This is a genomic window from Akkermansiaceae bacterium, from assembly GCA_019634595.1.
GTDB lineage: Bacteria > Verrucomicrobiota > Verrucomicrobiia > Verrucomicrobiales > Akkermansiaceae > Luteolibacter.
Genome location: JAHCBC010000003.1, coordinates 264056 through 277601, shown reverse-complemented (window position 1 = coordinate 277601; position 13546 = coordinate 264056). Strand labels below are relative to the sequence as shown.

Genomic DNA, 13546 nt, shown 5'->3' with positions numbered 1-13546 from the left:
CACGCAATTCCCTCACCACCAGCCTTTCCACCACACATGGCATCCTCCACACACACGGCTCCGGAGACGCACACGGGAGTGAAACTCCCGGTTCTCGAGCGTGAAAAGCTGATCCTCAACGGCCGGTCCTACCACTGGATCACCGAGCGGATCTGCGGCGTCGTCGAAAACAAGCAGCCCCTCCTCTGGTGGCTGCTGTTCATCCCGTCCGCGCTGATCGCCCTCATCGGTGTCGGCGGCGGCCTGACCTACCTCGTTTCCACCGGTGTCGGTGTGTGGGGTATGACCAACCGGGTCTTCTGGGGCTGGGACATCACCAACTTCGTGTTCTGGATCGGTATCGGCCACGCGGGCACGCTGATTTCGGCGGTTCTGTTCCTGACGCGACAGAACTGGCGGACGTCCATCAACCGCGCGGCGGAGGCCATGACCATCTTCGCCGTGTGTTGTGCGGGTATCTTCCCGGCCTTCCACATCGGCCGCGTGTGGTTCGCCTGGTTCCTCGCTCCGGTGCCGAACGCGAACGGCATCTGGCAGAACTTCAAGTCGCCCCTGCTCTGGGACGTGTTCGCGGTGTCCACCTACTTCACCGCCTCCCTCATCTTCTGGTACCTCGGCATGGTGCCGGACCTCGCCACCATCCGCGACCGGTGCAAGCCTGGCCTGCGCAAGCTCCTCTACGGGATCTTCTCCCTCGGCTGGCGCGGTGGCAACCGCCAGTGGAGCCACTATGAGATGGCCTACCTCCTGCTGGCCGCCCTCTCCACCCCGCTCGTGCTTTCCGTGCACTCGGTCGTGTCCTTCGACTTCGCCACCTCCGTCGTCCCGGGCTGGCACACCACCATCTTCCCGCCCTACTTCGTCGCTGGCGCCATCTTCGGTGGCTTCGCGATGGTGCTCACCATCATGATCCCGGCCCGTTTCATCTACGGCCTCCAGGACATGATCACGATGAAGCACATCGACAACATGGCGAAGATCATCCTCCTGACCGGCACCATCGTCGGCTACGCCTACCTCATGGAGCTGTTCGTCGCCTTCTACTCCGGCGCGATCTACGAGATGGACGCCTTCAAGTTCCGGATCGCTGGTCCATACTGGTGGGCCTACTACGCGATGATGGGCTGCAACGTCATCTCCCCGCAGCTTTTCTGGTTCAAATGGTGCCGGGAGAACCTCTGGGTCATCATGATCGTCTCGATGTGCGTCAACGTCGGCATGTGGTTCGAGCGCTTCGTCATCATCGTGACCACCCTGGCGCGGATGTGGCTGCCGGGTGACTGGAAGACCTACTCCCCGTCCGGTGTGGAAATGATGACCTTCGTCGGCACCATCGGCATGTTCCTCGCCCTGTTCCTGCTCTTCCTGCGCTTCCTGCCCTGCATCAACATCGCCGAGGTGAAGTGGACCCTTCCGGAGTCCGACCCGCACTTCGACGACAACAACGAGCACGACGACCACGGCACGGTCTCCGAAGCCGCCTACCAGAAGGAGCTGGCCTCCTCCAAGTAATCCATTTCCAACCGACCTCCTCCACCACGTGAGCACCACCCGCAAACGCGTCTACGGCTACCTCGCCGAGTTCAAGAGCGCCTCCGCCCTCTACAAAGCCGCCGAGCAGATCCGCGACGCCGGCTTCCGGAAATGGGACTGCTATTCCCCGTATCCGATCCACGGCCTCGACGGGGCGATGGGAGTGAAGCGCTCCATCCTGCCATGGTTCGTCTTCTGCGGTGGCATCACCGGCACGGCGACCGCCTTCGCGCTGGCCTACTCCACCCAGGTGGTGATCTACCCGACGGTGGTGCAGGCGAAGCCGACGAACATCTTCACGGTGCCCGCGTTCTTCCCGATCATGTTCGAGCTGACGATCCTGTTCTCCGTGCTGACCGTGCTCTTCGGCGTGCTCGCACTGATGCAGCTCCCGCGCCTGAACCACCCGCTCTTTGCCAGCCGCCAGTTCCACCGTGCGACCGATGATGGCTTCTTCATCGCCATCGAAGCCCGCGATCCGAAGTTCAGCCCCAACGGCACCCGCGACCTCCTCTCCGAGATTGGCGGGGCGAACATCGAACTCGTCGAAGAAGAGGACAAATAACCCACGGCTGTCCGCACCCCTCAAACGATTTTCTCCATGCGCTACTTCTTCATCATTTACGCGATCATCGCGCTGCTTGTTGTCGGAATCTTCGGGTTCCGCGGCCAGCACTCGTCCAAGCCACCCATCCGGATCTTCCCGGACATGGACGAGCAGGACAAGCTGAAGGCCCAGAAACCGGAACCGTTCTTCGCGGACGGCCACGGCGGGCGTCTGCCGGTCCATGACACCCAGCCGCGTGGTTTCAACGAGGAAGGCGTCCGTGTCATCGGCGGCATCCCGGAATATGAATTCGGCGGCCAGACCGGCTACTACTATACCGGCACGCTGGATGACTACTACGGCACCGGCATGCCGGCGGAACTGGAGCTGACGGCGGACAATGCGGCGGCCCTCATCCGCCGCGGCCAGGAGCGCTACGGCATCTACTGCGCCGTCTGCCACGGCTCTTCCGGTGACGGACAGGGCATCACCGGGAAGTATGGCGTGCCCGGCATCGCCAACCTGCACGGGGATCCGTTCAAGTCTCCGGCCTACCCGGACGGCCGCATGTTCGACGTCATCACCAAAGGCAAGGGCATGATGGGTTCCTACGGCGCCAACATTCCCGTCCGCGACCGCTGGGCCATCATCGCCTACGTCCGCACGCTGCAAGCCGCCAAAGAAATCCCGGCTCCCGCCGCCCAATAATTTTCCTACCCGCCAAGATGTCCCATCACGTCACATCCGCAGACATCGCCATCAACGGCGATCACCTGGATAAATCGAAGATCGCCAAGGTGAAAAACATCGCCGGTGCGGTCTCCGCCATCGGCACTGTTGTCAGCCTTTGCGCCCTTTTCGGTCTATTCGGCCAGAAGGTGCAAGGCACCTACTCCTACTCCTGGCTGTTCGCGTTCTACCTTTTCCTCACGCTGTCCATCGGTGGCGTGTTCTGGACCCTGCTCCACAACGTCTCCAACTCCGGATGGGGGACCTCCGTCCGCCGGACCTTCGAGAACCTCGGCTCCACCTACGGCTGGATGATGCTCTTCGCCATCCCGCTGCTTTTCCCGCAGGTCCAGCAGTACCTGTATGAGTGGATGAACACCCACCGCGCCGCCCACGGCAACGTGAAGGAGCACCTCCACCATGTGGACCACCTGCTCTACAACAAGCACTGGTACATGAACATCCCGTTCTGGTACGGTCGCGTCGCCTTCTACTTCATCGGCCTCACCCTGGTGATCTTCGGCCTGCGCAAGCTGTCCACCTCCCAGGACACCGACCCGAACCCGGGGACCAAGCGCCTCTTCCGCGCCCGTTTCCACTCCACCTACACCCTGATCCTGTTCGCCCTGACGATCACCTTCACCGGTTTCGACTTCATGATGGCGCTGGACTACAAGTGGTTCTCCACCATGTGGGGCGTTTATCTCTTCGCGGGTTCCGCCCTGAACTCGATGGCGGTCATCATCCTGGTGGCCACTTTCCTCAAGAGCCGCGGCCACCTGAAGCACGTGACCGGTCCGGAGCACTTCCATATCATGGGCAAGCTGCTGTTCGCCTTCACCGTGTTCTGGGCCTACATCGCCTTCTCCCAGTACTTCCTCATCTGGTACGCGAACATCACGGAGGAAACCTCCTACTTCCTCATCCGGAACACCGGCAACTGGAACACCGGCATGATCGCGCTGGTCTTCGGCCACTTCGTCATCCCCTTCGTCATCCTGCTCCAGGCCTGGCTGAAGAAGAACCCGAAGTATCTCTCCATCATGGCGGGCTACACGCTGGTGATGCACGTGCTCGACCACTACCTCATCTCCATCCCGGAGCGCGGCGTTTCCCTCGGCAACATCAAGCCGGATGTCTTCGGTGCCATCCAGCCGTCCATCCCCGGTGCCTTCTGGGGTGATATCTTCGCCTTCGTCACCATCGGTGCCGGCTTCCTCTTCTTCCTTCTCCGCGCCCTCGGCCAGCATTCGGTCTACCCGAACCGCGACCCGCGCATCCTCGAATCCGCCAATATGTCGAACTGATCGGCCTACCGGAACACCCAGCCCTTTTCCTCTCACATGGACTCTTCCCGCGATAATCTCTTCACCCGCTTCACCACCTTCTGGTGGGCGCTCTTCGTGTTCGCCGGTTTCGGCGTGCTGCTGGCGGTCATCTGGCTCTTCAACAACTCCGAGCCGAAGAACCTCGAGGATGTCGTCGCGGTCGCCCGTTACAAGAACAAGGAAGAAGTGCTGAAGGCCCAGGCCACCGCCCTTCCGCAGGAAGCCATCGACAAGGCGATCTCCGGCGTGGCCGCGAAGCTGGCCGCTTCCAAGCCCGCCGCCGTCGCGACCGACGCCCAGATCGTCCCCGGTTCCGCCCGTGCGGAGGCCAAGGCAGCGGGCGGCTCCGTCGATCCCACCGAGATCAACAAGGCCGCCGCCGAGTCCACCGAAGCCGTCGATCCGGCGGTGCTGGCGAAGGGCCAGGCCAGCTACCTCCTCTGCGGAGCGTGCCACGGCCAGAACGGTGAAGGCGTGCCGATGGCAGGTCCTCCGCTGGCCGGCTCCGAGTGGGTCACCGGTCCGGTGTCCAACCTCGTCATCCTCGGTTTCCGCGGCCTCATCGGCCCGATCACCGTGGCCGGAAAGGAACACACGGAATTTGTCGCCGGCATGGCCCCGATGGCCGCCGCCATGTCTGACGAGGACTACGCCGCGGTCCTCACCTACATCCGGAACAGCTTCGGCAACAAAGCCTCGCCAGTGAAGCCGGAATGGGTCAAAGCCTTCCGTGGCGAGATCGGCAAGCCGCAACTCCCCACCTCCGAGCTGATCCAGCCCGAAGCCAAGTAACGGACCCACAATTTTCCCACAGACGATGTCTTCCACCGCCCAATCCATCCAGGACGCGAAACTCCGCGCCGATATCGACCGCTCGCTGCGCCACCCCGTCATGTTCTTCATGACCAGCGGCGCGGCTTGGCTCGCCGTCTCGATCATCCTCGGCCTCATTTCCTCCGCGAAGGTGCACAGCCCGGAGTTCCTCTCCGGCTGCGGCTGGCTCACCTACGGCCGCGTTTTCCCGGCCCACATTGCCGCGCTTGTCTATGGATGGGGCTTCCAGGCCGCCTTTGGCGTCATGATCTGGCTGATGGCCCGTCTTTCCCGCCAGGAGTGCAAGTCCGCCGGTGTCATCCTCGCCGCCGGCCACGTCTGGAACTTCGCCGTCAGCATCGGTCTTCTCGGCATCCTCGGTGGTGCCGGCACCGGTGTGCCGTGGATGGAATTCCCGACCTTCGTCTGGCCGGTGCTGCTGGTGACCTACTTCGTCATCGTCGTCTGGTCCTTCATCCAGTTCCGTGTCCGTCCTTCCGGCTACGTCTATATCTCCCAGTGGTACATCATGGCGGCCATGATCTGGTTCCCATGGGTGTTCATCACCGCGAACCTGCTGGTCTTCACCTTCAAGGGCGGCCATCCGGTCATGGCTGCGGGCATCGCCGCTTGGTTCAAATCCGGCCTGATCTACCTCTTCTTCACCCCGGTCGCCCTGGCCGCCAGCTACTACCTCGCGCCGAAGGTCACCGGCCGGCCGATCTACAGCTATTCCCTGGCGAAGCTCGGTTTCTGGTCCCTGGCCATCATCGCCCCATGGGCGGGCATGCAGAAGCTGACCGGCGCGCCGATCCCGTTCTTCCTGCCCTACCTCGGGGCCGCCGCGACCGCGCTGCTGTTCATCCCCGCGCTCGCCGTCGGTGTGAACATCCTCCGCACCACCCTGGCCAATCCGGAAGCGGTCGAGCAGAGTCCCTCCCTCCGGTTCTCCGTCGCGGGCATCATCGGCCTGCTGGTCTTCGGCTTCGCCGGCCTGTTCCTGAACCTTCCCGGCTCCAGCCTGAAGCTCACCCAGTTCTCCCTTTCCGGCTACGGTTTCGAGATCCTGGCCCTCTACGCCTTCTTCAGCTTCATCATGTTCGGTGCCATCTACTTCATCGTGCCGCGCATCACGCGCCGCGAGTGGCTGTCCCGCCGCCTCATCAACATGCACTTCTTCTTCTCCGTCTATGGCATCATTGCCGTCTCGGTGGTGGCGCTGTTCGGCGGCCTCATGCAGGGCATCGGCCAGGAGGAGTGGATCCAGCCGTGGATCAACGCCGCCACCCGCACCTATCCCTATGCGATCTTCATTACCATCGCCTGGGCGTTCATCCTCTTTTCCAATGTTTTCTTCTTCCTCCACCTGACGCTGATGTGGCTCCGTCTGGGCCGCCGCAGTTCGCACCCGACGCTGCTCGTCTCCCACCACGGTGGAAGCAGCCCGCACGGTGCGGAAGGTGACATCGACAACGCCGGTCCCGGTTCCGCGGACGCCCACGCCCACTAAGCACAACCGGAAATTTTCACCGCACTCATGAGCCTCCGCCACTTCATCATCGGCCTCTCGGTCAGCTTCGGACTTGCCTGGCTGTCGGTCGTCGTCATTCCGTTCGTCAAGATGCGGAACCTCGCTCCCATCGCGCTCAGCGTGGAGGAGCCGGATTCCGGCCCGTATTTCCCGAAGCGCGCCGGCCGTGTGGCCAACGGTGCGGAAATCTACGCCTCCAACGGCTGCTATAACTGCCACACCCAGGTGGTCCGCCCGACCTATGCCGGCAACGACCTCTTCCGCGCCGACTGGGGTGGCCTCAAGTCCGACCCCGAGCGTGGCGACACCCGCCGTGAGACGAACGCCTACGACTTCCTCGGTGAAAGCTTCGCCCACATCGGCGTGAGCCGCGTGGGTCCGGACCTTTCGAACGTCGGCCGTCGTGTGGAAGCCATCTATTCTCCGGAGAATCCGGCCCGTTGGCTCTACGCCCACCTTTTCAACCCGCGCTATGAGGCGGACCGTGAGAAATCCACCTGTCCTCCCTTCCGCTACATGTTCGACGAGAAGGAAATCGGCACGGGCCTCTCCGATGATGCCGTGACCTACTCCGACGGCAGGTCGCCCGGCTCCGACACGACCGAGTTCGTCCCCAACTCCGACGCCAAGGCGCTCGTTTCCTACCTCCTCTCGCTGAAGAAGGATCAGCCGGTTCCCGCTTCCATCGACTTCCAGAAAAAGGACGACGAGAAGAAATAATTTTCCCCACAACGCATTCATTTCCCACCATGTCCGTGCCGAACTCCAAGCCTGACCTCGATGAGTCGATCAACGTCGCCGAGGCTCATGGCCGTATCATCCGCGAAGCCGCCGCGACCGCGCGTGAGAAGCGCATCGCCGACAACGGCCGTGAACCGGTCTCCATTGGACTCATCGTCGTGATCGGCATCACGGGCGTGATCGCAGGTGGCATCCTCGGCCACGGTGGGGATTGGTTCAACTACAAGACGCTCTTCAAGCCCGGCTACGTCCGTGCCGAAGCCCCCGGTGGTGAGGACAGCGGTCCGAAGCCGAAGCCAGCCATCGAGGTTCTCTCCGCCCGCGGTGCGAAGCTCTACTCCGCGAAGTGCGCGGGTTGCCACGGCCCGGACGCGAAGGGTGACGGCTCCAACTACCCGGCCCTCGCCGGTTCCAAGCGCGTGCTCGGCAACACCGACGCGCTCGCCATGGTCATCCTCAACGGTCTCCAGGGACCGACCAGCTCCGGCAAGACCTATGGCGCTGGCCTCATGCCTCCGCAGGGCGCGGGTATGGGCGCGGAAGACCTCGCCGGCCTGCTGACCTACATCCGCAACGGCTTCGGCAACACCTCCGGTGATGTCGTCACCGTGGACATGGCGAAAGCCGCGCTCGACATCTCCGGCAAGCGCGCCAAGGCGGGCCAGCCTTCCACCGACGCGGAAGTCATGGCGGAACACGACAAGGCGCTCCCGGGTGAGCCGCTCGATCCGCAGATCATGATGGACCCTGTGACCCTCCAGCTGGCACCTGCCCCCTGATTTCAAAACCAACGGCGGATCTTTTTCCGTCACCTTTCCCCAACTCCACCTTCGACCCCACCGCCGCAGCCGGACCTATGAGCGCCCACGCAGACTCCCACCACGGGCATGACGCCCATCATGACGATCACCATCATCACGATCCGGGATTCCTCCAGAAATACGTTTTCTCCACCGATCACAAGATGATCGGCATCCAGTACGGGATCACGGCCATGTGCTTCCTGGCCTTCGGATTCTACCTGATGATGGTGATGCGCTGGAGCATCGCCTATCCGCACGAGCCGCTGCACGAGTGGATGAGCTGGATCTTCACCGACAGTTGGAAAGCCCGCTGGCTGTCCGATGGCAAGGTGACCGGTGAGACCTACAACATGTTCGGAGCCATGCACGGCACCATCATGGTGTTCCTCGGCATCGTGCCGCTCGGCTTCGGTGCTTTCGGCAACTACGTGACCCCGCTGCAGATCGGCGCGCCGGACATGGCGTTCCCGAAGCTGAACATGCTCAGCTACTGGCTCTACCTCCTCGGTGGCGTGGTGATGTGCGCCTCCTTCTTCATGGAGTCCGGTGCGGCGAAGTCCGGCTGGACGAACTACTCGCCGCTCGCGGGCTTCGCGGACGGCCAGGTGGTGAACCAGTGGCTCGCGGGTCAGACCCAATGGCTCATCGGTCTGGTGCTGCTGATCACTTCCTCGCTTCTCGGCTCGGTGAACTTCATCACCACCATCATCAACCTCCGCGCCCGTGGCATGACCTGGATGCGCCTGCCGTTCCTGGTGTGGGCCATGCTTGTCACCGGCTTCCTGCTCCTGCTCGCGTTCCCTCCGCTTGAGGCCGCCGGCATCATGCAGCTCATGGACCGCGTCGCCCATTCCTCCTTCTTCATGCCATCCGGGCTCTTCACGAAGTCGGAAGGTCTGGCGGATCTCTCCGGCGGTGGTTCCCCGCTGCTGTTCCAGCACCTTTTCTGGTTCCTCGGCCACCCGGAGGTGTACGTGCTCCTTCTTCCTGCCATCGCCTGCGTCGCGGAAATCATCCCGGCCAACACCCGCAAGCCGCTGTGGGGCTACAAGTCGATGGTCTATTCCGTCCTCGTCCTCGGCTTCCTCTCCTTCATCGTGTGGGCCCACCACATGTATATGACCGGCATGGGACCGATGGTCTCCACCTGGTTCCAGACCACAACGGTGCTCATCTCCGTGCCGTCGGTCATCCTGCTGACCGCCATGATCATCTCCCTGTGGGGCGGTTCCATCCGCTTCACCCCGCCGATGATGTGGGCCTGCGCCTTCCTGCCGATGTTCGGTATCGGCGGTCTGACCGGTCTGCCGCTTGCCTTCAACCTCGCCGACCTCCACCTTCACGACACCTACTACGTGATCGGCCACTTCCACTACGTGGTGGCACCGGGGATTCTCTTCGGCCTCTTCGCCGGGGTGTATCACTGGTATCCGAAGATCACCGGCCGCTTCATGAGCCGCAAGCTGAGCCACCTCCACTTCTGGCCGAGCCTCGTCTGCATGAACGTCATCTTCTTCCCGATGCTCGTGCAGGGTATGGCAGGCTTCCACCGCCGCTGGTACAATGGTGGTGACGCCTACCTCGACAAGACCGCCCTTTCCCAGGGTGTGGACAGTGCCAACGTCTTCGCCAACACCGTGGCCCAGCACATCGACCTGAACATCCTCATGTCATGGGGCGCATGGGCGCTGGCCGTCGCGCAGATCCCGTTCTTCCTCAACCTCTTCGGTGCCTGGAAGTTCGGCCGCAAGGTCCAGAGTGACAACCCGTGGGACGCCACCACCCTGGAGTGGGCGACCCCGACACCTCCCGGCCACGGCAACTTCACCTTCGACATCGCCGTCTACCGCGGTCCTTACGAATACAGCCGTCCTGACTGCAAGGAGGACTACCTCCCGCAGTGGATCGAGCCGAAACACGGCGCCGGCGACGCGGCGGCAACCCCAGCCAAGGCAGCCCACCACTGATCCAGAGCGCTCCGCCCGCGGCCTGCTGAAGGCCGCCAACGGAAACCAGACATCTCTCCAAAATGGAAATTCCCTACATCGTAACACCCCGCAAGGACACCGGGCTCTTCAACTCGAAGATCGCCATCTGGTTGTTCCTGGCCTCCGAGGTCATGCTTTTCGGTGGTTTCTTCTCCGCCTACGTCTTCCTCCGCATCGGGGCTGACTATCCATGGCCGGAGCGGACCCTGCCGGTGCTCCCCGGTCTGATCAACACCTTCGTCCTCATCGGTTCCTCCGTGACCGTCGTGTTCGCATGGGCCGCGCTGAAGATGCGAGAGTGGCGGAAATTCCAGATCTACATGTGGATCACCATCCTCTGCGCCGGACTCTTCATGGTGCTCAAGGCCATCGAGTACAAAGTGAAGTTCGGCCACCAGGCCGTCCGCCTGAATGACTACTCCATCGTCGAAGGCCACCTCGGCTACGAGAAGGAGAACGGTGAGTACGTCAAAAACTACAAGGGTGACAAGATCGAGGAGAACCAGATCGTCATCGAAGGCACCAAGTTCAGCTTCAGCACCGTCCGCTACCACGGCGCATGGGTGAAGAGCATCGCCGACCAGGCGAAGCACCACGGCGCGACCGTCACCGTCGCCGCCGACGTCAAGGCCGTCACCAAGGTCGGCGAGGCCGAGGAAGTGATCGCCAAGGCAGGTGAACCACTCACCACCGACCTGCTTTCGAAGGTCCGCGGCGTCCACCTGAAGGCCCGCAAGCACAACGGCGCCCTCCGCACCGCCGCCCTCCGCCAGGAATGGAACGATGCCAAGGCCGCCAATCCGGACGCCTCCAGCGTCGCACTGGCTCCTAACGTCAACATCGACGCCGAGGCCCTGGCCCCGAAACTCCTGACCGAGATTCCGTCCGTCGCCTTCAACGTCAGCAAGCCCGTCCACTTCCTTTTCGCCCCGCGTGACATCCGTGAGGCCGACGGCCAGTCCCGCCTGCGGGATGACACAGTGGTCGAGGGCAAGCTCCTCGCCAGCCCGATGGTCTTCCACTACGTGGACGCGATCGACTTCCAGCACTTCGCCATGAAGGCGAAGGAGAAGGGGATCGATATCGATCTGGCCATCGACAACTCCTGGCTGATGAAGAACGACGCCTTCACCCGGGAAATCTGGGCCTGGCACCGTGGCGAGATCGCCAAACTGGAAGCACGTCTCCTCAAGGAATACAAGGTGGACGAGAAGACCGGCAAGCCGAACCGCCATCCCACCTGGAAAGAGCGCTATCGCGTCGGTTGGAAGGAAATCAAGAAATTCTCCGAAGAGAAGAACGGCATCAAACTCTCCGGTCTGGCCGCTTTCAAGGAAGAGTTCACCGGCCCGAACTACACGGCCCGCAACCCCAACGGCGATGACCTGACCAAGCCGCACACCTTCCCGCACCTTTCCGTGCCGCGTGAGGAGATCCGCTTCGCCTCGAAGTTCACCCCGTCCTGGAACACCTACTACGCCATCTACTTCACCATCACCGGTCTCCACGGCCTGCACGTGGTGGGTGGCGCGATCGTGCTGGGCTACTACCTGTTCTTCGGCCGCAAAATGTATCTCTCCAATCCCGAGTGGCTCGCCAACCGGGTGGAGGTCGGTGGCCTCTTCTGGCACTTCGTGGACCTTGTCTGGATCTTCGTGTTCCCGGTCCTGTATTTGATGTGATCCACCCAGCAGCGAACTTTTTCATCACCTATCTCCATGGCAAATTCCCCTGAAGAAATCCAAAAGGCAAAGAAGCTCTATCTGCTGATCTTCGGCGCGTTGCTCGTCTGCACGGTTCTGACCGTTGCTGTGGCGACCGTCGAGGCTCTCGACATCGGTCACCACGGCTTTGACATGTGGGACTGCATCCTCGGCCTCGCCATCGCCACCGTTAAGGCGAGCCTCGTCGGTGCGATCTTCATGCACCTTAACCACGAGAAGAAGTCGATCTACTGGATCTTCTTCGGCTCGTTCATCTTCGCGCTGGCGCTGTTCGGTCTGACCGCTTTCGCGGAGTTCGACCCGATCTTCGACCCGCACTTCTTCGGCAAGTAACCCTCCAACCCGGAACTTCCCATGTCACTCAAAGGTTTCCACATCGTCTTCGTCACCGTGAGCACCCTGCTCTTCGTGTTCCTCGCGCTATGGGCCTTCGTCTACATGCAGGAGGCCACCACGCTGACCCGTACTCTCGGCGGCATCGGCATCGCCGGAGCCATCGTGATGCCGGTCTATGGCGTCCTCTTTTACCGCAAGGCCACCCGCCTCCATCTCTGACCCCATTACAGCCATGATGCTCCAATCTCCGCTCGCGTGTGCGACCTGCCAGGCCAACATGGCTGCCGGTGGTGATGCCGCCGGATATTCGATCTTCTTCCTGTTGATCGTCATCCTCGCCGTCCTCGGCGGCGTGATCTTCTGCATGGCCCGCATGATGCGGCGGGAACAGGCCAGCCTTGATCCGGCGCTGCAGGACGACTACGTCCGCCCCTCGTCCACGACCCATTCCTGATTTCTCCCATTCCGATTCGTCTTTTCCATGAGCCCTTCCAAGTTCCTCGGCATTCCTGAAAACTTCTCCCTCCACGGCGCGGACGTGGATCATATCATGGACGTCGTCCATTGGTTCATGATCGCGCTCTTCGTGGGCTGGACGATTTTCTTCCTGTTCTGCCTGTGGCGTTTCCGCCAGTCGCGCAATCCGAAGGCGTCCTATGAAGGCGTGCGCAGCCACCTTTCCAGCCACCTTGAGATCGGCGTGATCATCATCGAGGCCGTGCTTCTCCTCGGCTTCGCCTTCCCGCTGTGGGCGGACCGGACCGACAAGTGGGACCACGTGCAGCGCCAGAACCCGACGCGCGTCCGCGTCGTCGGCTGGCAGTTCGGCTGGACCTACCACTACCCCGGTGCCGACGGCAAGTTCGGCCGCATCGACCCCGCGCTCATCAGCGGCACCAACCAGCTCGGCATCGACTACAGCGACCCGAACGCCCTCGACGACTTCACCGCCCCGCTGCTGAAGCTTCCGCTCAACCGTCCGTCCGTCCTCAACATCGGCAGCCTGGACGTCATCCACAACTACTCCATCATCCCGATGCGCATCCAGCAGGACGCCATCCCCGGGAAGGAGATCCCGATGTGGTTCACCCCCATCGCTCCGCTGGAAACCTTCGTCGTCTGCGGACAGCTCTGCGGTGAAGGCCACGGCAACATGACCGGCACCATGGAAGTGGTTCCCGCCGCCGACTTTGACAAATGGCAGGAGGAGCAGACCAAGGCCGCGCTCGAGGCGAACCAGAAAGCCCAAGCCGCCAAGGCTCCGGCTTCCCCTGCGGAACAGGTCGCTCCCGCGCCCGTGCCGCAGCCCGCTCCGACCGAGCAGCCTGCCGATGCGAACGCGCCTGCTCCCGCCGATGCGAACGCACCTGCTCCCGCCGACGCGAACGCACCTGCTCCCGCCGACGCGAACGCACCTGCTCCCGCCGACGCGACTGCCCCGGCACCTGCTCCCGCCCAGTAATCGGGGAACCT

Annotated in this window: 14 protein-coding genes; all 14 read left to right on the top strand. The window is 62.5% G+C overall.

What is annotated here, in order from left to right; all coding sequences use genetic code 11:
• The first annotated feature begins 36 nt into the window (after nt 1–36).
• Nucleotides 37–1512 carry a polysulfide reductase NrfD gene (gene nrfD / locus KF712_11850; protein ID MBX3741678.1) on the top strand — a complete coding sequence of 492 codons (1476 nt, stop codon included), beginning with the start codon at nt 37–39 and terminating at the stop codon, nt 1510–1512.
• A 28-nt stretch (nt 1513–1540) separates the two neighbouring features.
• Nucleotides 1541–2098, top strand: coding sequence for a DUF3341 domain-containing protein (locus KF712_11845; protein ID MBX3741677.1), 558 nt, complete (start codon nt 1541–1543; stop codon nt 2096–2098).
• A gap of 36 nt (nt 2099–2134) precedes the next feature.
• Nucleotides 2135–2788 carry a cytochrome c gene (locus KF712_11840; protein MBX3741676.1) on the top strand — a complete coding sequence of 218 codons (654 nt, stop codon included), beginning with the start codon at nt 2135–2137 and terminating at the stop codon, nt 2786–2788.
• Between the two features lie 17 nt (nt 2789–2805).
• Nucleotides 2806–4116: a hypothetical protein gene (locus KF712_11835; protein MBX3741675.1), complete on the top strand. Its 1311-nt coding sequence runs from the start codon at nt 2806–2808 to the stop codon at nt 4114–4116.
• Between the two features lie 36 nt (nt 4117–4152).
• Nucleotides 4153–4929, top strand: a complete 777-nt coding sequence (locus KF712_11830) for a c-type cytochrome (GenBank protein ID MBX3741674.1) — start codon at nt 4153–4155, stop codon at nt 4927–4929.
• A gap of 25 nt (nt 4930–4954) precedes the next feature.
• Nucleotides 4955–6460 carry a cbb3-type cytochrome c oxidase subunit I gene (locus KF712_11825; GenBank protein ID MBX3741673.1) on the top strand — a complete coding sequence of 502 codons (1506 nt, stop codon included), beginning with the start codon at nt 4955–4957 and terminating at the stop codon, nt 6458–6460.
• A gap of 27 nt (nt 6461–6487) precedes the next feature.
• Nucleotides 6488–7201: a cbb3-type cytochrome c oxidase subunit II gene (locus KF712_11820; GenBank protein ID MBX3741672.1), complete on the top strand. Its 714-nt coding sequence runs from the start codon at nt 6488–6490 to the stop codon at nt 7199–7201.
• Between the two features lie 29 nt (nt 7202–7230).
• On the top strand, nt 7231–8001 hold the full coding sequence (locus KF712_11815; GenBank protein ID MBX3741671.1) for a c-type cytochrome: 771 nt from the start codon (nt 7231–7233) through the stop codon (nt 7999–8001).
• A 77-nt stretch (nt 8002–8078) separates the two neighbouring features.
• The gene (locus KF712_11810) at nt 8079–9992 is read left to right on the top strand and encodes a cbb3-type cytochrome c oxidase subunit I (protein MBX3741670.1); all 1914 of its coding nucleotides are present in this window, start codon (nt 8079–8081) and stop codon (nt 9990–9992) included.
• Nucleotides 9993–10054: 62 nt separating this feature from the next.
• Nucleotides 10055–11695, top strand: a complete 1641-nt coding sequence (locus KF712_11805; protein MBX3741669.1) for a heme-copper oxidase subunit III — start codon at nt 10055–10057, stop codon at nt 11693–11695.
• Nucleotides 11696–11731: 36 nt separating this feature from the next.
• Complete coding sequence (locus KF712_11800) at nt 11732–12070, top strand: cytochrome C oxidase subunit IV family protein (protein ID MBX3741668.1); 339 nt, start codon at nt 11732–11734, stop codon at nt 12068–12070.
• Nucleotides 12071–12091: 21 nt separating this feature from the next.
• Nucleotides 12092–12292 carry a hypothetical protein gene (locus KF712_11795; protein ID MBX3741667.1) on the top strand — a complete coding sequence of 67 codons (201 nt, stop codon included), beginning with the start codon at nt 12092–12094 and terminating at the stop codon, nt 12290–12292.
• Nucleotides 12293–12305: 13 nt separating this feature from the next.
• Entirely contained in the window at nt 12306–12527 is a 222-nt protein-coding gene (locus tag KF712_11790) for a hypothetical protein (GenBank protein MBX3741666.1), read from the top strand.
• 27 nt (nt 12528–12554) lie between these two features.
• Entirely contained in the window at nt 12555–13535 is a 981-nt protein-coding gene (locus KF712_11785; GenBank protein MBX3741665.1) for a cytochrome c oxidase subunit II, read from the top strand.
• Nucleotides 13536–13546: the final 11 nt, after the last annotated feature.

Coding starts and splice junctions, on each gene's coding strand:
- nrfD (MBX3741678.1), top strand. CDS start 37: ATGGCATCCTCCACACACACGGCTCCGGAGACGCACACGGGAGTGAAA.
- KF712_11840 (MBX3741676.1), top strand. CDS start 2,135: ATGCGCTACTTCTTCATCATTTACGCGATCATCGCGCTGCTTGTTGTC.
- KF712_11835 (MBX3741675.1), top strand. CDS start 2,806: ATGTCCCATCACGTCACATCCGCAGACATCGCCATCAACGGCGATCAC.
- KF712_11830 (MBX3741674.1), top strand. CDS start 4,153: ATGGACTCTTCCCGCGATAATCTCTTCACCCGCTTCACCACCTTCTGG.
- KF712_11825 (MBX3741673.1), top strand. CDS start 4,955: ATGTCTTCCACCGCCCAATCCATCCAGGACGCGAAACTCCGCGCCGAT.
- KF712_11820 (MBX3741672.1), top strand. CDS start 6,488: ATGAGCCTCCGCCACTTCATCATCGGCCTCTCGGTCAGCTTCGGACTT.
- KF712_11815 (MBX3741671.1), top strand. CDS start 7,231: ATGTCCGTGCCGAACTCCAAGCCTGACCTCGATGAGTCGATCAACGTC.
- KF712_11810 (MBX3741670.1), top strand. CDS start 8,079: ATGAGCGCCCACGCAGACTCCCACCACGGGCATGACGCCCATCATGAC.
- KF712_11805 (MBX3741669.1), top strand. CDS start 10,055: ATGGAAATTCCCTACATCGTAACACCCCGCAAGGACACCGGGCTCTTC.
- KF712_11800 (MBX3741668.1), top strand. CDS start 11,732: ATGGCAAATTCCCCTGAAGAAATCCAAAAGGCAAAGAAGCTCTATCTG.
- KF712_11795 (MBX3741667.1), top strand. CDS start 12,092: ATGTCACTCAAAGGTTTCCACATCGTCTTCGTCACCGTGAGCACCCTG.
- KF712_11790 (MBX3741666.1), top strand. CDS start 12,306: ATGATGCTCCAATCTCCGCTCGCGTGTGCGACCTGCCAGGCCAACATG.
- KF712_11785 (MBX3741665.1), top strand. CDS start 12,555: ATGAGCCCTTCCAAGTTCCTCGGCATTCCTGAAAACTTCTCCCTCCAC.